This window comes from Aliidiomarina halalkaliphila, assembly GCF_007096385.1.
Classification (GTDB): Bacteria; Pseudomonadota; Gammaproteobacteria; order Enterobacterales; family Alteromonadaceae; genus Aliidiomarina; species Aliidiomarina halalkaliphila.
The window spans coordinates 52,720-70,279 of sequence record NZ_VJWL01000005.1 but is presented as its reverse complement, the minus strand read 5'-3'; the positions used below and the strand labels follow the sequence as shown (position 1 = coordinate 70,279).

Annotated in this window: 13 protein-coding genes; 8 read left to right on the top strand and 5 right to left on the bottom strand. The window is 49.5% G+C overall.

Going from position 1 to position 17,560, the window contains the following annotated elements:
* The first annotated feature begins 58 nt into the window (after positions 1-58).
* Positions 59-1,072: a tRNA (adenosine(37)-N6)-threonylcarbamoyltransferase complex transferase subunit TsaD gene (tsaD, locus tag FM042_RS11460; RefSeq protein WP_143236583.1), complete on the top strand. Its 1,014-nt coding sequence runs from the start codon at positions 59-61 to the stop codon at positions 1,070-1,072.
* On the opposite strand, the gene plsY is transcribed toward tsaD, so the two are convergent.
* Positions 1,073-1,690 (bottom strand): glycerol-3-phosphate 1-O-acyltransferase PlsY, encoded by a 618-nt coding sequence (gene plsY / locus FM042_RS11455; protein WP_143236582.1) that lies wholly within the window; start codon positions 1,688-1,690, stop codon positions 1,073-1,075.
* 211 nt (positions 1,691-1,901) lie between these two features.
* Here plsY and folB point away from each other — a divergent pair, with 211 nt between their 5' ends.
* Complete coding sequence (gene folB, locus FM042_RS11450) at positions 1,902-2,309, top strand: dihydroneopterin aldolase (protein ID WP_143236581.1); 408 nt, start codon at positions 1,902-1,904, stop codon at positions 2,307-2,309.
* Positions 2,310-2,312: 3 nt separating this feature from the next.
* Positions 2,313-2,852, top strand: a complete 540-nt coding sequence (gene folK / locus FM042_RS11445) for a 2-amino-4-hydroxy-6-hydroxymethyldihydropteridine diphosphokinase (RefSeq protein ID WP_143236580.1) — start codon at positions 2,313-2,315, stop codon at positions 2,850-2,852.
* Here the strand turns inward: folK and FM042_RS11440 are convergent.
* Positions 2,849-3,967 (bottom strand): multifunctional CCA tRNA nucleotidyl transferase/2'3'-cyclic phosphodiesterase/2'nucleotidase/phosphatase, encoded by a 1,119-nt coding sequence (locus FM042_RS11440; protein ID WP_143236629.1) that lies wholly within the window; start codon positions 3,965-3,967, stop codon positions 2,849-2,851. The two genes, folK and FM042_RS11440, sit on opposite strands and share 4 nt — an antisense overlap.
* Before the next feature lie 129 nt (positions 3,968-4,096).
* Here FM042_RS11440 and FM042_RS11435 point away from each other — a divergent pair, with 129 nt between their 5' ends.
* The 3 genes from FM042_RS11435 to FM042_RS11425 all read left to right on the top strand — a co-directional run bounded on the left by FM042_RS11435 (position 4,097) and on the right by FM042_RS11425 (position 9,755).
* Complete coding sequence (locus tag FM042_RS11435; RefSeq protein WP_143236579.1) at positions 4,097-6,262, top strand: AAA family ATPase; 2,166 nt, start codon at positions 4,097-4,099, stop codon at positions 6,260-6,262.
* 120 nt (positions 6,263-6,382) lie between these two features.
* Complete coding sequence (locus tag FM042_RS11430; RefSeq protein WP_143236578.1) at positions 6,383-8,161, top strand: acyl-CoA dehydrogenase C-terminal domain-containing protein; 1,779 nt, start codon at positions 6,383-6,385, stop codon at positions 8,159-8,161.
* Between the two features lie 145 nt (positions 8,162-8,306).
* A complete protein-coding gene (locus FM042_RS11425) occupies positions 8,307-9,755 on the top strand; it encodes a GGDEF domain-containing protein (protein ID WP_143236577.1) in 1,449 nt (482 codons plus the stop codon).
* A 10-nt stretch (positions 9,756-9,765) separates the two neighbouring features.
* Here FM042_RS11425 and FM042_RS11420 read toward each other — a convergent pair whose 3' ends face one another.
* A complete protein-coding gene (locus FM042_RS11420) occupies positions 9,766-12,030 on the bottom strand; it encodes a bifunctional diguanylate cyclase/phosphodiesterase (protein WP_143236576.1) in 2,265 nt (754 codons plus the stop codon).
* Between the two features lie 100 nt (positions 12,031-12,130).
* Between FM042_RS11420 and FM042_RS11415 the strand changes: the two genes are divergently transcribed.
* On the top strand, positions 12,131-12,583 hold the full coding sequence (locus FM042_RS11415) for a YaiI/YqxD family protein (protein ID WP_143236575.1): 453 nt from the start codon (positions 12,131-12,133) through the stop codon (positions 12,581-12,583).
* Here FM042_RS11415 and rlmD read toward each other — a convergent pair.
* Positions 12,543-13,985 (bottom strand): 23S rRNA (uracil(1939)-C(5))-methyltransferase RlmD, encoded by a 1,443-nt coding sequence (gene rlmD, locus FM042_RS11410; protein ID WP_143236574.1) that lies wholly within the window; start codon positions 13,983-13,985, stop codon positions 12,543-12,545. The two genes, FM042_RS11415 and rlmD, sit on opposite strands and share 41 nt — an antisense overlap.
* A 169-nt stretch (positions 13,986-14,154) precedes the next feature.
* Between rlmD and FM042_RS11405 the strand changes: the two genes are divergently transcribed.
* On the top strand, positions 14,155-14,322 hold the full coding sequence (locus FM042_RS11405) for a PLDc N-terminal domain-containing protein (protein WP_143236573.1): 168 nt from the start codon (positions 14,155-14,157) through the stop codon (positions 14,320-14,322).
* 71 nt (positions 14,323-14,393) lie between these two features.
* Here the strand turns inward: FM042_RS11405 and putA are convergent, their stop codons facing one another.
* The gene (putA, locus tag FM042_RS11400; RefSeq protein WP_143236572.1) at positions 14,394-17,558 is read right to left on the bottom strand and encodes a bifunctional proline dehydrogenase/L-glutamate gamma-semialdehyde dehydrogenase PutA; all 3,165 of its coding nucleotides are present in this window, start codon (positions 17,556-17,558) and stop codon (positions 14,394-14,396) included.
* Between the last annotated feature and the right edge of the window lie 2 nt (positions 17,559-17,560).

The following is a 17,560-nucleotide window of genomic DNA, read 5'->3' as shown; positions in this document are numbered from 1 at the left end:
TGGATGATGGTAAGCCTTCTACACCCCCGGAAGTTGATGTTGAAGGTGTGGAGACAACATGCGCGTTTTAGGAATTGAAACCAGTTGTGATGAAACCGGTATTGCGATTTACGATACCGAAAAGGGCTTACTGGCGAATACTTTATATAGCCAAGTGAAGCTGCATGCGGACTATGGCGGCGTTGTGCCAGAGCTAGCATCCCGCGATCACGTACGTAAAACACTCCCACTGATTGAACAAACCCTAGCTAATGCGGGCCTGACCGCTTCTGACATTGATGGCGTGGCCTATACCGCAGGTCCGGGCTTAATTGGTGCCCTGTTGGTTGGGGCTACCATCGGTCGTAGTTTAGCGTTTGGATGGAATGTGCCTGCAATTGGCGTTCATCATATGGAAGGGCATTTGCTGGCACCCATGTTAGAAGATCGTCGCCCAGAGTTTCCGTTTGTGGCGTTGCTTGTGTCCGGTGGTCATACCCAATTGGTCCGTGTCGATGGTATTGGTCACTACGAACTATTGGGAGAGTCGGTGGATGATGCGGCAGGCGAAGCGTTTGATAAAACCGCCAAACTATTGGGGTTGGATTATCCTGGTGGCCCACGTTTAGCCAAACTAGCTATATCTGGGCGTCCAGACCGTTTTCAATTCCCGCGTCCGATGACTGATAAGCCAGGGCTTAACTTTTCTTTTAGCGGCTTAAAAACAGCTGCTGCACAAGCCATCGCAAAGCACGGTGACGATCCGCAAACCCACGCAGATATTGCACGTGCTTTTGAGGATGCGGTGGTGGATACGTTAATTATCAAATGCCGCAGAGCTCTTGAACAGACTGGCTTAAAGCGTTTGGTTATGGCCGGGGGCGTAAGTGCTAACTTGCGTTTACGCGAAGCGCTCGAAGCGACCATGGCAAGTTTAGGTGGCGAGGTGTTTTATCCGCGCCCTGAGTTTTGTACCGATAATGGGGCTATGATTGCCCTTGCGGGAGCACAGCGCTTGGCGGCAGGTAGTACCGAGGGCTTAAGCGTGCAGGTTCGTCCTCGTTGGCCTTTGGTTGAGTTACCGGCAATTTAATTATTTTTTAGGCGGGGTTTTGCGGTTCGGCTTGGCGTTGCGCAAGCCTACTTCTGTGCCATGCCACAAGCGTTTAATGTTGGTACGGTGGCGCCAAATAATAAGCGCCGCAAGCATAATGGCTGGAATGGTGTACTGGGGCTTAATGAGCCATGCGAATAGAGGTGCCAGTGAAACCGTAATCAATGCTGCCAATGACGAAACGCGACTGATCCAGAACACGATCACCCAAGTCACAATCAGTAGTAGCGCCATTTCTGTGGCAACTGGGAACATAGCCCCCAACGCGGTTGCTACCGCTTTGCCACCTTGGAATTTAAAGAATAACGGATAAATATGGCCAAGGCAGGCGGAAACGGCTACTAAGCCTAAAATGATGGGGGGGAGGCCAAGTAAATACGCGGCCCATACCGGAATCATCCCTTTGAGTACATCGAATAGGAGTGTCATCCCCGCAGGAATGGGGCCGCCGAGTCGATACACGTTAGTGGCCCCAGGGTTACCTGAACCGCGAAAACGGGGATCGTCAAGTCCGAACAGCTTGCACATGATTATTGCGCTGCTAATTGAGCCTAACAAGTAGGCAAAGACGATCATGAGGATGGCTAGGGCAGACATCAGCGGTACGGCAATTCCTTGTAGCGTTGCTCTTGTTGCGCTGTAGCCAGCACGTTAAGATGCCTGCTGCAGTGCGTTAGTTTTCCCAAGGATACGGTGTTTCCTCAATAAATGCTATCCGACCTGTAAGGCTGAGTCGTCGATTATTTCGACAAAACTGTAACAATTTATAACCATGGCGCAGAATGCGCGCAGAGGTACAGCGATTCAGATGAAGACTGAGAGCAAAAGTGTGTTTAATCAGACCCCGTTTTCCGGCGATCTAGTGCTTGTAGAGGGCCTTGAAGTGCCAGCTGTGATTGGCATTTTCGATTGGGAACAAGACATCCAGCAGCCGTTAGTCGTGGATGTGGCGGTTGTTTGGGATAACCGCATTCCTGCTGCCTCGGGGTCGATTGATGACGCCCTCGATTACGATCGTTTGAGTCGTGCGATACAGGATTGGATTCAAGAAAAGCCTTATGGCTTAATTGAAGAAGTGGCAGAAGTGCTCGCGGATCGTATTCTTCATGAGTTTAAAGTCGCGGCGGTGCAACTAAAGGTCGCTAAACCTACGGCTGTTAAAGCGGCTCGCTCCGTGGCTGTTCAAATTACCCGTTATACGGAAGGAGCGAACTAGCGTATGGCTTTTCTTGCAGATCTCCAACATGTCTATTTTGGCATTGGTAGTAACCTTGAACGCAAAAAACATATTCAGGCGGGCATTTCCGAATTGGCGGAGAGCTTCCCCCATGCGCCTTTGCGAATTTCCAGCGTGTATGAAAGTGAAGCCTTAGGTTTTGAAGGTCCGCCGTTCTATAACTTAGTCGCGATGACCGCAACGCCTCTTTCCTTAGCGGAAGTTCAGGAAAAAATTCGCACGATTGAATCCCGTTATGGGCGAGCGAGGGATGCGGAAAAGTTTAGTTCTCGCACGTTAGACATCGATATTTTGATGTATGGGAACTGTGTTCAAAACGAAGTGCCGGGTCGCGAACCGCAATTGCCCCGTCCGGAAATTCTTACAAGTGCATTTGTACTCAAGCCGCTTGCTGAATTGGCACCGCACGTGTGTCATCCAGGGTCGAACACGTCTTTTCAACGTTTATGGAAGACCTTCCAAGAGCAAGAACATCACCAAAATCAGCATCTATCGATGGTGACAGAGGCCATGGAGAATTAAGACCCTAGGTGTTGTTTTAGTTTAGCCAAGCGTCGACGGTCGAGTTCTTCACTAATCGCTCCATGCTGATGACCATCAGCAATCACGCTCTGTACATCGACTTCTGCGGTAATAGACAAGGCGCGTGCCAGTAACATCACGTCGTCGCGCTGACTCCAGCCGTTCTCTTGCGCAATATAAGTAAGTGCTTTTAGGGTGAGTTCTAGCCGCTCCGGGCGGCGAAAGGCATCACAGAAATGCAGAAATGCCAAAATATTGGCAGCGCCTAATGTGCCTGATTGCAGTTTTCGACTGATATGGATAACCGAGTCAGCGATTTTATGGTGCAGGTTGGGTACTCGGCACCAGTGCGATAAATCGATCGAGCATTTATCCGCCGTAAGGACAGAAAGATTTAGATCATAGTGGGCCAGAGCATAACGAACGATATCGCTCTCTTTGATTTTGTGTGTCCGTTCGAGTGTGCGCATGGGCACACTTTCAACGGATTTGTGGACGATGGCCGATAATGCCCCAACTTGTTGTAGTACATCAAAATATACCGCAGGAAAATCCGTTGTAAGTGCCTTATAGGTTTCCATCCACACTCGTTCCGGTGTGAGGTGTTGCAACTCACCGACGCGACTCATGGTGGTCATCAGACGTTTTGTGTCAGCGGCTATGGTAAAGCCTAAGCCATGAAAGCGAGCAGCGAAGCGCGCAATCCGCAGCACTCGAAGAGGATCTTCACTAAAAGCAGGGGAGACATGACGTAATACCCGGTTTTTAATATCGGCGACGCCGTGATGCGGATCGATTAACGTCCCATCTGGGTCTTGAGCGATTGCATTGATGGTCAAGTCCCGTCGGAGGAGATCATCTTCGAGAGTCACATCGGGACTAAATTCGCAGATAAATCCTGTGTACCCGGGGCCTGACTTGCGTTCCGTGCGCGCGAGAGCGTATTCCTCTTTGCTGTGGGGATGCAAGAATACCGGAAAGTCACGGCCTACCGCCTCGAATCCACGAGCGGTTAGTTCCTCTGGGCTTGCGCCCACCACAACATAATCACGTTCATGCACGGGTAGCTCAAGCAACGCATCCCGAACGGCACCGCCCACGAGGTACACTTGCAGTCCTTTTAATTTAGGATCGTCGTTCATGATTGTCCTTTGCTCGGTGCATGCGTTATAAAATCCTGCATCAAGAATACTATTTTTTTCCTGATGAAACTTTTAATGAATTCAAGGTACAGATAATCACGAATGCGTGCGCGCATTGCAAGGATTCATAAGGCCTGCTACTTTGATTTCTATTCGGTTGAATTGAGCACATCCATGTACCACGATTATTTTGGTTTCGAGCAAACGCCTTTTTCTATCGCGCCCGATCCCGATTTTTTGTATTTAGGGCCCCGTCATCAAGAGGGACTTGAGCACTTGCGTCAAGGATTAAGTGGGAGTGGTGGTTTCTTGTTGCTCACCGGCGAAGTGGGTACCGGAAAAACAACCTTGTCGCGGGCCGTGTTGGCTGAGTTACAAGAGCATGTGGATGTTGCATTTGTGCTTAACCCAATGCTGAGCGAGCGCGAGTTATTAGCTACAATTTGTGACCAATTTGCCATTCCAGGTCGGCATGAGAAAGCCTCCCTCAAACGCTTAACCGACCACCTGAGTCGCTTCCTACAGGAAGCCAGTGCCCAAGGCAGACAGCCGGTTGTGTTGATCGACGAAGCACAGCACTTGTTGCCTTCCGTACTTGAGCAATTACGCTTACTAACCAACTTAGAAACCAATTCACGCAAGCTATTGAGCGTTGTTCTTATTGGGCAGCCAGAGCTGCAAACATTGTTGCAACGCCGCGAATTACGTCAGGTTGCCCAGCGCATTGTTGCGCGCTATCACTTGCTCCCACTAACGGAGAAAGAGACACAAGCCTATATTCAGCATCGCCTACAATGCGTAGGTGGTGATTTTGATATATTTGAAGCGGCGGCACTCAAGCAGATCTTTCGATTTAGCCAAGGCACGCCTCGTTTAATTAATTTAGTAGCGGATCGCGCGCTACAATTAGCCGCCCGCCAAGAAACCCGAAAAGTGAGCAAGGCAATCGTGGCGGAAGCAGCAGAATCGCTCAGTTTTTCGGTGCAACGTCACCAAGAGTCACGTGGGCGGGTGCCTTGGGCGACAGTGTTTACCAGTGTGAGTGTTGTTGCGGTTATTGCAGCCGCAGCCCTCTGGTGGCGCTTGGATCAGACCGAAGAGGCTGAAACCGCACGCTTATCAGAACAACGAGTTCAACAAGAGCAGCAACGTGAAAGTGCCTCGCGAGAGGTAGTGCTAACAGGTTTATCACCAGCCCATATGTTGCGAATACTTGGGGATCGTTGGCAGGTTCAAAATTACATTTCCGGTATAGACGCCTGTGCCGAAATTCCGGCGTTAAACTTAGCCTGTGTGCGCGGTCATTTTACCGCAGAACAGCTAGTGCGCCTGGATTTACCGGCGGTATTAGAATCCCGTGTTCCCGAACTTTGGCTCATGCTCAATGGCATTGAAACGACAGAGCAAGGACAGCACCGTTATCGAGTAGCGGATCGCTATGGCGTGCGCTCACTTAGTGAAAACGAATTGCAACGAAACTGGAGTGGCGAAGCGATTGTATTCTGGCAATTGCCAACGGAATCAAATTTTGAAGGTTGGGTACGGGAAGGGGTGCAGGAGTATCTTCCCTATTCATTGCGATCTGCTTCGCTGGCACAACAGCTTGAGTGGCTGCGAGCAAGCCTTGGACGTTTGGTGAACTCGCGCTTATCTGAATTTAGTGATGATGAGCTAACGGATATTGAATTAGCTTATTTGAGCTCAGGTTATTTTACTAATAGACCCTCGCTACAACGTCCACAGAACGTGCAGATTCCGCAAGGTCTCGTGGCGGATGATGATCGCACGACGCTTATGGCAGAGATTTCTATTCCGTTGGAGCGCAGAACTAAGCCAGTAAGCTCTGGGAATACGAGTGGTGAGCGGGTTACAACCGCGAGCGCTGACACTCAAACGACGCCCCCGAACCCAGACGTGGCTTCCGAGGAGGTCTCTTCGCATATTCGCAATTTATTTGATAGTGCAGTAGCCGAAATTGGTATCGATGATGTATTGCGCAATGAGAATCAAGCCGCGGTAACCATGAGTTTACCTTTTGCTCGCGATTTATCGCGTGATGAACGGCAACAATTACCGCGCTTTAATTATGACTCCCATATGTATAGTGGACGCACTCGAGATCGTTGGATTCGTTTGAATGATCGCATGCTCCGTGAAGGTGAGCGCATGGGTGAATTGCGAGTCATTGCAATTGAACCATCTCATACGGTCTTTGGTTATCGGGATATTCTATTCCGCCTTGATGCCCTCGAAGATTTGAATTTCTAACCCGCCGAAATACTTGCGTCAATCTCGAAGCTTTGCGATGATGCTCCTAAATTAAACACCTGTTTGAAAATGTTCACCAGGGCCTATAAAGTCCGTTATTGATGAATATGGGAGTAGCACATGACTGATTATCGCGCGGCGCTGCAGGATATGAATTTCCTGTTGCATGATGTATTTAAAGTCGGCCAAGACTGGGAAACCATGCCACAGTTGGCAGAAATGATGGACCCTGATACGGCGCGAGCGATTCTCGACGAAGCCGCCAAACTCACGGAAACCTTGATTGCTCCGAATGCGCGTGCTGCCGATGAGCAAGGGATTACCTTTAAAGATGGCACCGTGACGACACCTGATGGCTATAAAGAACAATTCCGCCAGCTCGCTCAAGGCGGTTGGGTAGGGGTGACCGCAAATCCTGAGTATGGTGGTATGGGGCTGCCGAAAACGCTCTCAGCGCAATACGAAGAAATGATGTGTGCTGCTGATATTTCCTTTAGTTTGTATTCGGGGCTTACTGCGGGTGCGATTATGACCCTCGACTCGCATGGCAGTGATGCACTGAAAGACATGTATCTGCCACGCCTAGCTGCAGGAGAATGGACTGGCACGATGTGCTTAACTGAACCTCACTGTGGTACCGACTTAGGCATTATCCGCAGCAAAGCGATTCCTGCCGCCGATGGCAGCTTCGCAATTTCTGGTACCAAGATATTTATTACCAGCGGTGAACACGATTTAGCTGACAACATTGTGCACTTAGTGCTGGCCAAATTACCTGATGCACCTCCGGGAACCAAAGGGATTTCTCTGTTTTTAGTTCCGAAGTTTTTGGTAAACGAAGATGGCAGCTTGGGTGAGCGCAACCCGGTTGTGGCAGGTTCGGTCGAACATAAAATGGGTATCCACGCGTCGGCGACCTGTGTGATGAACTTCGATGGTGCGAAAGGATGGCTCGTTGGTGAACCGAACCGTGGCTTGGCAGCAATGTTTACCATGATGAACTACGAGCGTTTAGGTGTGGGCATTCAAGGCTTAGGCGCCGCCTCTCGCTCATACGTGACTGCTCTTGCGTATGCGAAAGATCGTCGTCAGGGCCGTGGTGCGAAAGCAACCCAGCAGCGTGAAGCGGAAGCGGATCCATTGTTAGTGCATGGTGATGTGCGCCGGATGCTTTTAACCATGAAAGCATTCGTTGAAGGAGGCCGTGCATTCTCGACGTATGTGGGGCAGCAGTTAGATCGGGCTAAATACGCGCCCACGCCGGAACAGCGAGCCAAAGCAGAAGCTTCAGTGCAATTGCTTACACCCGTGGCTAAGGCGTTTATGACCGACACCGGTTTTGAGGCGACGATTGCCGGTCAGCAGATCCTTGGTGGACACGGTTATGTGCGGGAATGGGGTCAGGAACAATGGGTTCGTGATTGCCGGATTGCGCAAATCTATGAAGGTACCAATGGCATCCAAGCCTTGGATCTGTTAGGTCGGAAAGTCGCCGGATCGCGCGGTGAGTTACTAAAGCCGCTGGTGCAAGAAATGAAATCATTCCTTGCGGAAGATGCCGGCGCTTGGGCACATCAGTACCAACAATTAAACGATGCAGTGAATCAACTAGAGGCGGTAACGACACGCGTATTAGAGCAGGTGCCAAGTGATGAAAACATTATCAACAGCGTTGCTGTTGAGTACTTACATTTGCTAGGTTACGTGGTTTACGGCTATATGTGGTTGCGCATGGCTCGGGTGGCAGAAACCCAGCCGGAACTCGCTGAATTCGCAACGGCAAAAGAAAAAACAGCACGTTTTTATTTTGCTAAGTTATTGCCTCGCATTTCGGGCCTAATCGCAGCCATTGAATCCGGCTCCGACAGTTTGTTTGATCTTGCTGATCACGAGTTTTAATCAAAAGGTATCAATCAACTACATCAAACCTCGGCTATCGCCGAGGTTTTTTTTGCGCGGCATCGGGCAACTTATCCTTTGCATCTTTACCTGATTCACGTATTTTGAATACATCAACGCTAGGTACCATAAAAATGATAAAACAATGGATGAATTAAGCGGAAAACTTCAACAGGATGATCAAACACCGCGTGTTTTTGAACAATCTAGCGAATTAACGTTAGTGCGCGGACTGCTGCTGTTCTTAGGTTATGTTTTCTTATGGCGTGTTTCTGCGCTGATGGAATACGCCCCCCATGCGAGTCTGTGGTTTCCTCCGGCAGGCTGGACACTTGCTGCATTTCTCATCTTCGGTGTCCGCGCCTTGATTCCGCTGGCGGCGGCTATGCTGCTCACCACCTTCTGGATGAACATCATTTATGATGCGGGACAAACGCTCACCGAGACCCTCTTTGTGGGTCTCTTATTCACCTTCGCTATTTCGTTTTCCTATGGATTAGGTGCCGCCTTGTTGCGCCAATTTGTGCGCTTTGGCGTCGTGCGTGATTTACCGGTCATGGTGATGTCGTTTCTTGCGTTGGGTGCGCTTACGTCGTTATTGGCATCTTTCTTGGGCACCCAAGTACTTTTGATTGCCGGCACCGTTAGCATTTTCGATGTGTACACGATTTGGCTTCCATGGTGGATTGGCGATATGGCTGGGGTGCTTGTACTCACCCCATTGTTTATGGTGTTAATGCTGTGGCGACAACCGCACTTATCTAGTTGGGTGCGTACGTTGCGGATCAGCACTGAACCGACGCCTATTTACCAGTTTGGGGTTAAGCTGACACTACTACTTTCGCTGCTCTACACCTGTATTCTTTTGTCTTGGTGGTTTGAGCATCGTGATGTCGCCTTCGCCGTATTTTTCCTGATTATCCCGCAAATGTGGATTGCCTACACCGAAAACGCGTTACGCACCGCCATTAGTTTAGGGGTGTTTAGCTTGTCTCTTGCGATTGGCGTAAATATCTTTGATTTAGGTGAGTCGGCCATGGTGTATCAATTTGCGGTTACCGTGATTGCCGCAAGTGTATACTTTGGCTTAGCCGTTCCAGTGTTGCTGGCGCAGAACCAGCAGTTACAGTTGCAAGCCCAGTACGATTATTTAACAGGCGTTAGTTCTCGCGGTTATTTCACCGAGTTGGCTGTCGATGAGCTAGAGCGGGCCAGTCATTATCAATATCCTATTACCTTGTTAATGCTCGATATTGACCACTTTAAGCGAATCAATGATACCTACGGTCATGCGGTGGGTGACAAGGCCCTGATCGCCGTGGCTGATGTATTAAAGAGTCAATTGCGCCCTTCGGATTTATGCGGGCGCTTTGGTGGAGACGAGTTTCTTATTCTTTTGCCTGGACTGACGGAGGCAAGCGGTGCCAAAGTGATGGCGCGTATTCGCCAAGCCTTTGAGTATATCGCGGTAGATGGTTTGGACGAGCCCATTTCAGCATCTTATGGCATGGTACAAGTGGAGCCAGAAGAAACTTTAGAAGAAGCCCTGCAACGTGCGGATCAGGGGCTGATGGGGCGCAAGCGCAGACGCTAGGAGCGGATTATCACTCGGCGTGTGTTGACTCGAGAAACTGCCAAAACTCAGCAACCGGCAGCGGATGACAAAACAAAAAGCCTTGGAAACGATTACAGCCGAGCTTCAAGAGAAAATCTTTTTGCGTTTCTTGAGCCACGCCCTCTGCGATAACCTCAAGTTTCATTGCTTTTGCTAAATTAAACACAAGATCAGCAATGGCGGCATCGTCTTTGTTGATGACCATATCTTGAACAAAGCGTAAATCGAGTTTGATCTCGTGTATAGGCAATGCTTTTAAATAGGAAAGAGACGAGTAACCGGTTCCAAAATCATCGAGTGAGAAGCGTATTCCGAGTTTTTGTAACTCGAGCATGTGCTCAACAACCGTATGGGTATCACGGATCATCGCACTTTCGGTGATCTCGAATTTCAGGCGTTCCGGTTTAGCCCCAGTTGCCTGCAAGATGTCATGAATATCTTGTAAAAATTCCGGTTGTAGAATGTGCTCTGCGCTGATGTTCACTGCGATAGGGATAGAGTATCCCGCGTCGTCTAGGTGTTTCAATAAGTGACAGGTTGACTTCAAGACCAAACGCCCGATCCCGCCAATCAGTCCCGTTTCTTCTGCAAATTCAATAAAACGCCCTGGAGCGAGCAACCCTCGGGTGGGGTGATTCCAACGAACTAGGGCTTCGGCACCAATAATGCGTTCACTGGCATCGCTTTGTGCCTGGTAATACACTTCAAATTGCTCCTCGGCTATGGCTGTGCGCAAATCGGCATAAAGTTGTGCCCGTTCGACGGCTTCTTGCTGCATGGCAGGGTCGTAATACTGAATGGTATTGCGACCTTGGGCTTTGGCCCGGTACATCGCAAGTTCTGCCTGTTTGAGCAGGCTAGCAGGAGTTTCATGATGTTTACCATAGACAATCCCTACGCTTGCGGAACCGTGGAAGGTGTGACCATCAAGCCGAAACGGTCGAGCTAGTTCGCTGCGCACCCGTTCACCGCAATCCTGCACCTTCAATACCGCCTGCTCCTCGCTTTCAAATGGGCTTTCCATAAGCACAACAAATTGGTCGCCGCCGACTCGGGCCACAGTGTCGCCCTCACCAACAGCGGCGAGTAATCGTTTACTTGTATATTGCAGCAGTAAATCGCCTGCATCCCGCCCTAAGCTGTCGTTAATGCGCTTAAAATGATCCAGATCGAGATACAGTAACGCACATGTATGCGCTTGAGAGCTGGCAACACTGAGCGCATGTTCGAGTCGATTGGTTAGCAAACGGCGATTTGGTAAGTCGGTCAATTCGTCGAAATAGGCGAGGTGTTCTACTTTTTGCTCTGTTGCTTTGCGAACCAATGTGCCGGCAATGAGGTCGGTAATCAACTGCAAGGATTCGATGATTTCATTTTGCTCGAAAATACGCCGAGAGTTATGCACTGCACGCAAAACTCCAAGCTCGGTGTCACCATGGCGCAGCAACACTCCTAACGCAGGCAAATCTTTCTTGAGTGGAACGCCAAGCTGAAAGGACGTGGTTAGTACGGGTTGTTTTTGTAACTGCTTAAAAAGATTGCGGTGCTCATTTTGAAATGTTTGCGCTAAAGGTCGCTTAATGCTGATATCTCGTAGCCCCAAGAAGGCTCGAATTTGTGAAAGGGCCTTGCGTACAGTGGCATCGACTTTTTGTGTCGGCAGATTAATAAATTCGACTGCAATGCGTGAGATAAGTTGGCGTAAACGAAAGGATTGGTCGGCGCGTTTGCGCTGTAATGCGCTTGATACGATCTCGCCAATCACTTGCAGCAATGTGACTTGCTCTTCTTGCCAGTCATAGGGGTGCTGCATTAAGTCGATGCCGAAGATGCCTTGCAAGCCTTCATCACTCGGTAGAGGCACCATGAGTAATGCACGCATTCCTTGCGGTTCTAAAAGAGCTCGCTCGGGGCTATTGGGGTCTAGGCTTTGTACATCTGAAATTGGGATGGAGCGGCCTGCTTGCCAATCGCCAATCCAATCTTTATACATATCCATTGGCAGGTCTTTGAGGTTGTCTATTTCTGCAGAAACCCCAGGAGCGCACCATTCATAGGTGTTATCAGCAAACTTTAGGTGCTCGCTAAATTCAAATATGTAACTGCGGTCGGCATGGAAAAAAGCGCCGATATCGGCCAAAGCCTGATTAATAGAGCTGTCGATATCATCTACTTTAGACGCAACAAAACGCGCCGAAACTTTCGCGACCATCTGATAGAATGCTAAGCGGCTTTGATCGTTAATCGCTTGCAAGTGGGCTCCAAAGACAGGACCATTGTGTACCAACCAGTTTAGTTTAACTGGTCGAAATTTCTATTTATTTTTCAACTACTACTTCAAGGCTTATACTCAAGTGGCGCAAATTTGGATTGATGCAGATGCATGCCCAGTGGTAATCCGAGATATCTTATATCGGGCTGCAAATCGAACTCAAACAAAACTTACCTTGGTGGCTAATCAACGGATAAAAGTGCCACCGTCTCGGTTTATAGATGTTGTGCAGGTGGCAGCAGGCTTTGACGTGGCCGATGACGCGATTGCAGAGCGCTGTGGCGTGAATGATTTGGTGATTACCAGTGACATCCCACTTGCTGCTGATGTGATCAAAAAAGGTGCGCAGGCGTTAAGTCCTCGCGGTGAGCTGTATACCACCGAGTCAATAGGGGAGCGCCTGAATATGCGCGACTTTATGGACACAATGCGGGCCAGTGGAGTGCATACGGGTGGCCCGCCACCGTTAACTCAGGCGGACCGACAAAAATTTGCTAATCACCTTGATCGTTGGCTCGCACAAAAAGACTCATAGTTTCCATATGGCCTGTTTGCGGGAACATGTCGAGCATTCCCCATTGTTTGAGAACATAGCCCTGGGCCACGAGAATTTCCGCATCCCGGGCAAGGGTTGCGGGGTCACAGGATACATAAAGAATGCGCACCGGCGCCAATATTGATATTTGTTGGCACACATGCTCGGCACCTGCGCGAGGTGGATCGAGTACTACCACGTCGAACGAGTTTTTAGCCCAACTGAATTTATTGAGTGGCTGATTCAGGTCTGCTGATGTGAAACGGAGATTATCAAATTGGTTCAGTTGCGCATTTTTGCTGCCTTGCTCTACTTGACTCAAGCTGCCTTCCACACCTAGTACACTTTCGCATTGCGTAGCCATCGGTAAGGTAAAATTGCCAAAGCCGCAGAACAGCTCCAATACACGTTCATTTGGCTGCAAGTTTAACCAATCGAGGGCCTGGGCAACCATGCGCTTGTTTACCTCAGTATTGACCTGAACGAAATCGCCAGGTTGGAACTCCAGTGTGAGTGTACGCTCACCAACCTCGAGGCTATAGGCCAATGGTTCCATGGCATCTTGGTGCAACACTTGGTAGCGCAATGGCCCCTCGGTATATGGGGTCGATGCCACAATAATCTGCACCTGATGTTGCTCTGAAAATGCTCGCCAATGCTTTTGGTCTGCCAATGACATAGGTTGCATAACGCGAACCACCAGATGGTTTTTCTTATCTCCGGCGATGAGTTCAATGTGTCCTATGTGCGCATGTCCCGCTAACTGAGGAACAAAGTTTTGTAAGGCCGGTATCATCGGCTGCAGCGCTTCGGTCAGAATAGGGCATTCTTGAATAGGGATAATCTGTTTCGATGCACGAGCGCGAAAACCGACGACTAACCCTTGTGATTTGGTTTTGGTAACACTCAAACGTGCTTTGCGGCGATAACCATAAGCTGCGCTTGTCAGTGCCGGCGCTTGAATGGCCGCCATATCGATTAGCTGATGCGTGGCTAAATGGTGAAAGTGCTCACGAATCACTTGTTGTTTATGGCTAACCTGCGCGTTGTGGCTCATGTGTTGCAACGAACAGCCACCACACACTTCGGCATGCTGGCAGCGAGGTGTTACGCGATCAGGAGCATGTTGTAATATTTGTACAACATGGGCTTCGTTATAGCGGCTGCGACTTTGGGTAATTTGCGCAGTCACGGACTCACCCGGAAGGGCCCCTTCAACAAATACCGTTTTTCCTTGCGCGTCGTGGGCGATACCGCGACCTTCATGGCTGAGTCGCTCGATATGTAAACCAGGGGAAGTGGGCGTTGTCATTGCCGGTTGTTGACGCTGGCTTTGTGCTTGTTTCGCCTTGTTTTTCTTCTGTCGTTTTTCTTTCTGATATCGATCAAATAAAGATGCCATGAATGGGCCTAGTGTATCTGTATGTAAAGGTTATGCCTGAATTCAGCTATTTTAGCACGGTCACCGTGTGTTTCTTTCAAATTCTGCTAGGTTTAATGGGGTTAGCCAAGCGTAATCCGCGTTAAGCAACGCTCAAGTATGCGTTGTGGCCATATACAGGAGCTAGAGAATGGGTACAGGTCTTTTAGGTATTATTCATCTCATTTTGATTATCTGGGCATTGGTGAACATCATGCAAAGCGGAGTGAGTACTGGTAACAAAGCGCTGTGGGTTGTGCTCGTTGTTTTATTGCCTATTATCGGTTTTATTGTTTGGTTTCTCGCCGGACCAAAGTAATAGCGCTCTGAGGATACAAAAAAACGGCCATCATGGATGGCCGTTTTTTGTGCGTGTTTCAAACGCAGCCCTTAGTCACCGAGCGACAACAGGGTTGCGTTTCCGCCCACTGCTGTGATGTTGTCACTGAATGTTTTCTCGGTCATAAAGGCATACAGATAGTGTGGGCCACCGGCTTTTGGACCGGTCCCTGACAATCCGCGGCCACCAAATGGTTGTACGCCAACAACTGCGCCCACTTGGTTCCGGTTGATATACACGTTACCGACATTAATCCGTTTGGCGACGTCATAGGCGAAGGTCTCATTACGGCTATGAATACCGAAGGTTAAGCCAAATCCGGTATTGTTAATATCTTCGATGACTTGGTCTAGTTGATCCCGCTGGAAGCGAATCACATGCAAGATAGGACCAAAGTTCTCGCGATGAAGCTGACTAATCGTATCGATTTCAATGGCTGTTGGGGTCACGAAGGTGCCGCCGCGCGTGTACTCGGGCATCGGCGCTTCGGAGATCAGTTTGCCCACATGCTGAATATCGATAATATGCTGTTCAAGGTTGGTTTTCGCGATACCGTCGATCACCGGGCCAACATCGGTTTTGTGGTCGATAGGGTCACCCACCAACAACTCCTGCATTGCCCCTTTCAATAAGTCGATAATGCGATCAGCGATGTCGTCTTGCACATACAAGACACGTAACGCAGAACAGCGTTGACCAGCACTCTTAAAGGCACTGCCAACGATGTCGGTGACCGCTTGCTCAGGCAACGCGGTGGAATCGATCAGCATGGCATTCTGACCGCCAGTTTCAGCAATCAGTGGTACCAAGGCCCCTGTGCGAGCGGCTAGTGCGCGGTTAATGGCTTGGGCGGTATTGGTAGAGCCGGTGAAACACACCCCAGCAATGTTTTCTTGGCTGACAAGATACGCACCAACTTCAGCGCCTTTACCTGGCAAGAATTGCAATACGTCGCCCGGGATACCTGCTTCCAGCGCGAGTTGCACGGCGCGATAGGCAACTAAACCCGTTTGCTCCGCCGGTTTTGCAATCACGCAGTTACCGGTAGCAAGTGCCGCTGTAATTTGTCCGAGGAAAATCGCGAGTGGGAAGTTCCATGGGCTAATACATACAAAGGTACCGCGGCCTTGCACAAACAATTCATTGGTTTCGCCGGTAGGTCCTGGCAGTTTGTCGCCTTTACCCATAAGCGTGCGTGCTTGAATGGCGTAGTAGCGACAGAAATCCACGGCTTCGCGAACTTCGTCGATGCCGTCTTGTAATGTTTTACCGGCCTCAAGCGTACATAACGCGATGAGCTCGTGCAGGTGTTCTTCCAACAAGTCGGCCAATTTTTCTAAGGCATCAGCACGTACGTTTACGTCGGTATTGGTCCAACGAGGATAGGCTTTGTTTGCCGACTCTAAGGCGAGTTCAGCAAGTTCCGCGTCGGCCCAACCAATGGTACCGATTTGATGGGTGCTTTGTTGCGGTGAGGTAACGCCAACTCGTTGTCCGGTTTCTACAAGTTTGCCATTAACGATTGGGCCGCCTTGCCATTGGTTATTCTGATAGCTGCGAACTTTCTCAAAGAAAGGAGCGCCTTGAGATTCGATATTCATGTTTAACCCCAGTGAGTTCTTGCGTTGCCCGAAAATTTGCGACGGGAGAGGAATTTTGTCGTTAGCCAATGATGGCTTTTTCCGCAGATTAATCAGCGGATGCTCAACCAACTCTTCAATTGGCACTTTTGGATCGAGCAACTTATGCACGAATGAGCTGTTTGCACCGTTCTCGAGCAAACGTCGCACGAGATAGGGCAGAAGTTCTTTGTGCGCGCCAACGGGTGCATAGATGCGGACGGTTTTTCCTGGGTTTTTCTCCAAGAATGCGTCGTACAGATCTTTACCCATGCCATGCAAGCGCTGGAACTCATATTTGCGATCACTCGCTAAGTGCTGAATGGTCACAATAGTTTGCGCATTGTGTGTCGCAAATTGTGGATAGATGTTGCCTTTGGTGGCATCGCTCAATAAGTAACGAGCACATGCCATATAGGACACATCGGTGCTTGCCTTGCGGGTAAATACAGGATATCCCGGAAGTCCCAATTGCTGGCAATGCTTAATTTCTGTATCCCAGTAGGCACCTTTTACCAAGCGCACAGGAATTTCATCGCCGCACTCTTGGGCCAGAGTATTAATCCAAAGCAACACAGGTAAAGCACGCTTAGAGTAAGCCTGAACCACTAGTCCAAAGTAAGGCCAGCCCTTGCATACGCCGCTGCGATACACTTTCTCAAACAAATCGAGCGACAGCTCTAAGCGGTCCATTTCTTCCGCATCAATACTCACGCCCACATTGGCATCTTTCGCCAATTTAATGAGATCGGTAAGGGTCGATGCGAGTTCGGTCAGTACCCGTTCTTTATTGGCCTGCTCATAACGCGGGTGCAAGGCTGATAATTTAATGGAGATGGTTGGCCGAGGTACGTCAGGATTATTGAAATCCTCTGAGGCCACACGCTGAATTGAATTCACATAGGCTTGCTTGTAACGGGCTGCATCTTTACTGGTCAGAGCCGCTTCGCCGAGCATATCGTAGCTGTGGGTGTAGCCAATCTCACGGTTCTTGCGGCTATTCTTTAGCGCCTCTTCGATGGTACGACCCAATACAAACTGTTTGCCCATCAGCTTCATGGCTTGATAGGTGGCGGTGCGTACAACAGGTTCACCTAAGCGCTTCACCAAGCGGCGAAAGCGGTTTACCGGTTCATCTTTGCTGCGACCATGAGGATTGACGACTTTCGCTGCGAGATTCAGACCCCAGGTTCCGGTGTTCACAAGAATCGATTCGCTTTTTTTCACGTAATCGTTCCAGGCACCTTTGCCTAACTTGTCTTGAATCAGCGCATCTGCAGTAAAGCTATCAGGAATTCGTAGCAATGCTTCGGCTAGGCACATCAAAATGATACCTTCCTCGGTATCCAAGCTGTATTGCTGTAGAAACGCATCAACGCCATCGCCGCCTTGAGTTTCTTCGCGCACATCGTGCACCAGATCATGCGCAGCTTGGGTAAGCGATTGCACGGTGTCATCATCGGCTTGCACCAGAGCAATCAACTCTTCCAAATAAGCATTTTCATCCACCGAGTAATTGTCGGTGATTGCCTGTCGCAGTGCTTTAAGCTGCTGGGGCTGGTTGTGTTGAGTCAACACTTGACTGGCTTTAAACATTA

What these genes read in the sequence shown, in the direction of transcription:
- plsY (WP_143236582.1), bottom strand. Translation starts at nt 1,690, where the DNA reads ATGTCTGCCCTAGCCATCCTCATGATCGTCTTTGCCTACTTGTTAGGC.
- rlmD (WP_143236574.1), bottom strand. Translation starts at nt 13,985, where the DNA reads ATGGCATCTTTATTTGATCGATATCAGAAAGAAAAACGACAGAAGAAA.
- putA (WP_143236572.1), bottom strand. Translation starts at nt 17,558, where the DNA reads ATGTTTAAAGCCAGTCAAGTGTTGACTCAACACAACCAGCCCCAGCAG.
- folB (WP_143236581.1), top strand. Translation starts at nt 1,902, where the DNA reads ATGAAGACTGAGAGCAAAAGTGTGTTTAATCAGACCCCGTTTTCCGGC.
- FM042_RS11405 (WP_143236573.1), top strand. Translation starts at nt 14,155, where the DNA reads ATGGGTACAGGTCTTTTAGGTATTATTCATCTCATTTTGATTATCTGG.
- FM042_RS11425 (WP_143236577.1), top strand. Translation starts at nt 8,307, where the DNA reads ATGGATGAATTAAGCGGAAAACTTCAACAGGATGATCAAACACCGCGT.
- tsaD (WP_143236583.1), top strand. Translation starts at nt 59, where the DNA reads ATGCGCGTTTTAGGAATTGAAACCAGTTGTGATGAAACCGGTATTGCG.
- folK (WP_143236580.1), top strand. Translation starts at nt 2,313, where the DNA reads ATGGCTTTTCTTGCAGATCTCCAACATGTCTATTTTGGCATTGGTAGT.
- FM042_RS11435 (WP_143236579.1), top strand. Translation starts at nt 4,097, where the DNA reads ATGCGTGCGCGCATTGCAAGGATTCATAAGGCCTGCTACTTTGATTTC.
- FM042_RS11430 (WP_143236578.1), top strand. Translation starts at nt 6,383, where the DNA reads ATGACTGATTATCGCGCGGCGCTGCAGGATATGAATTTCCTGTTGCAT.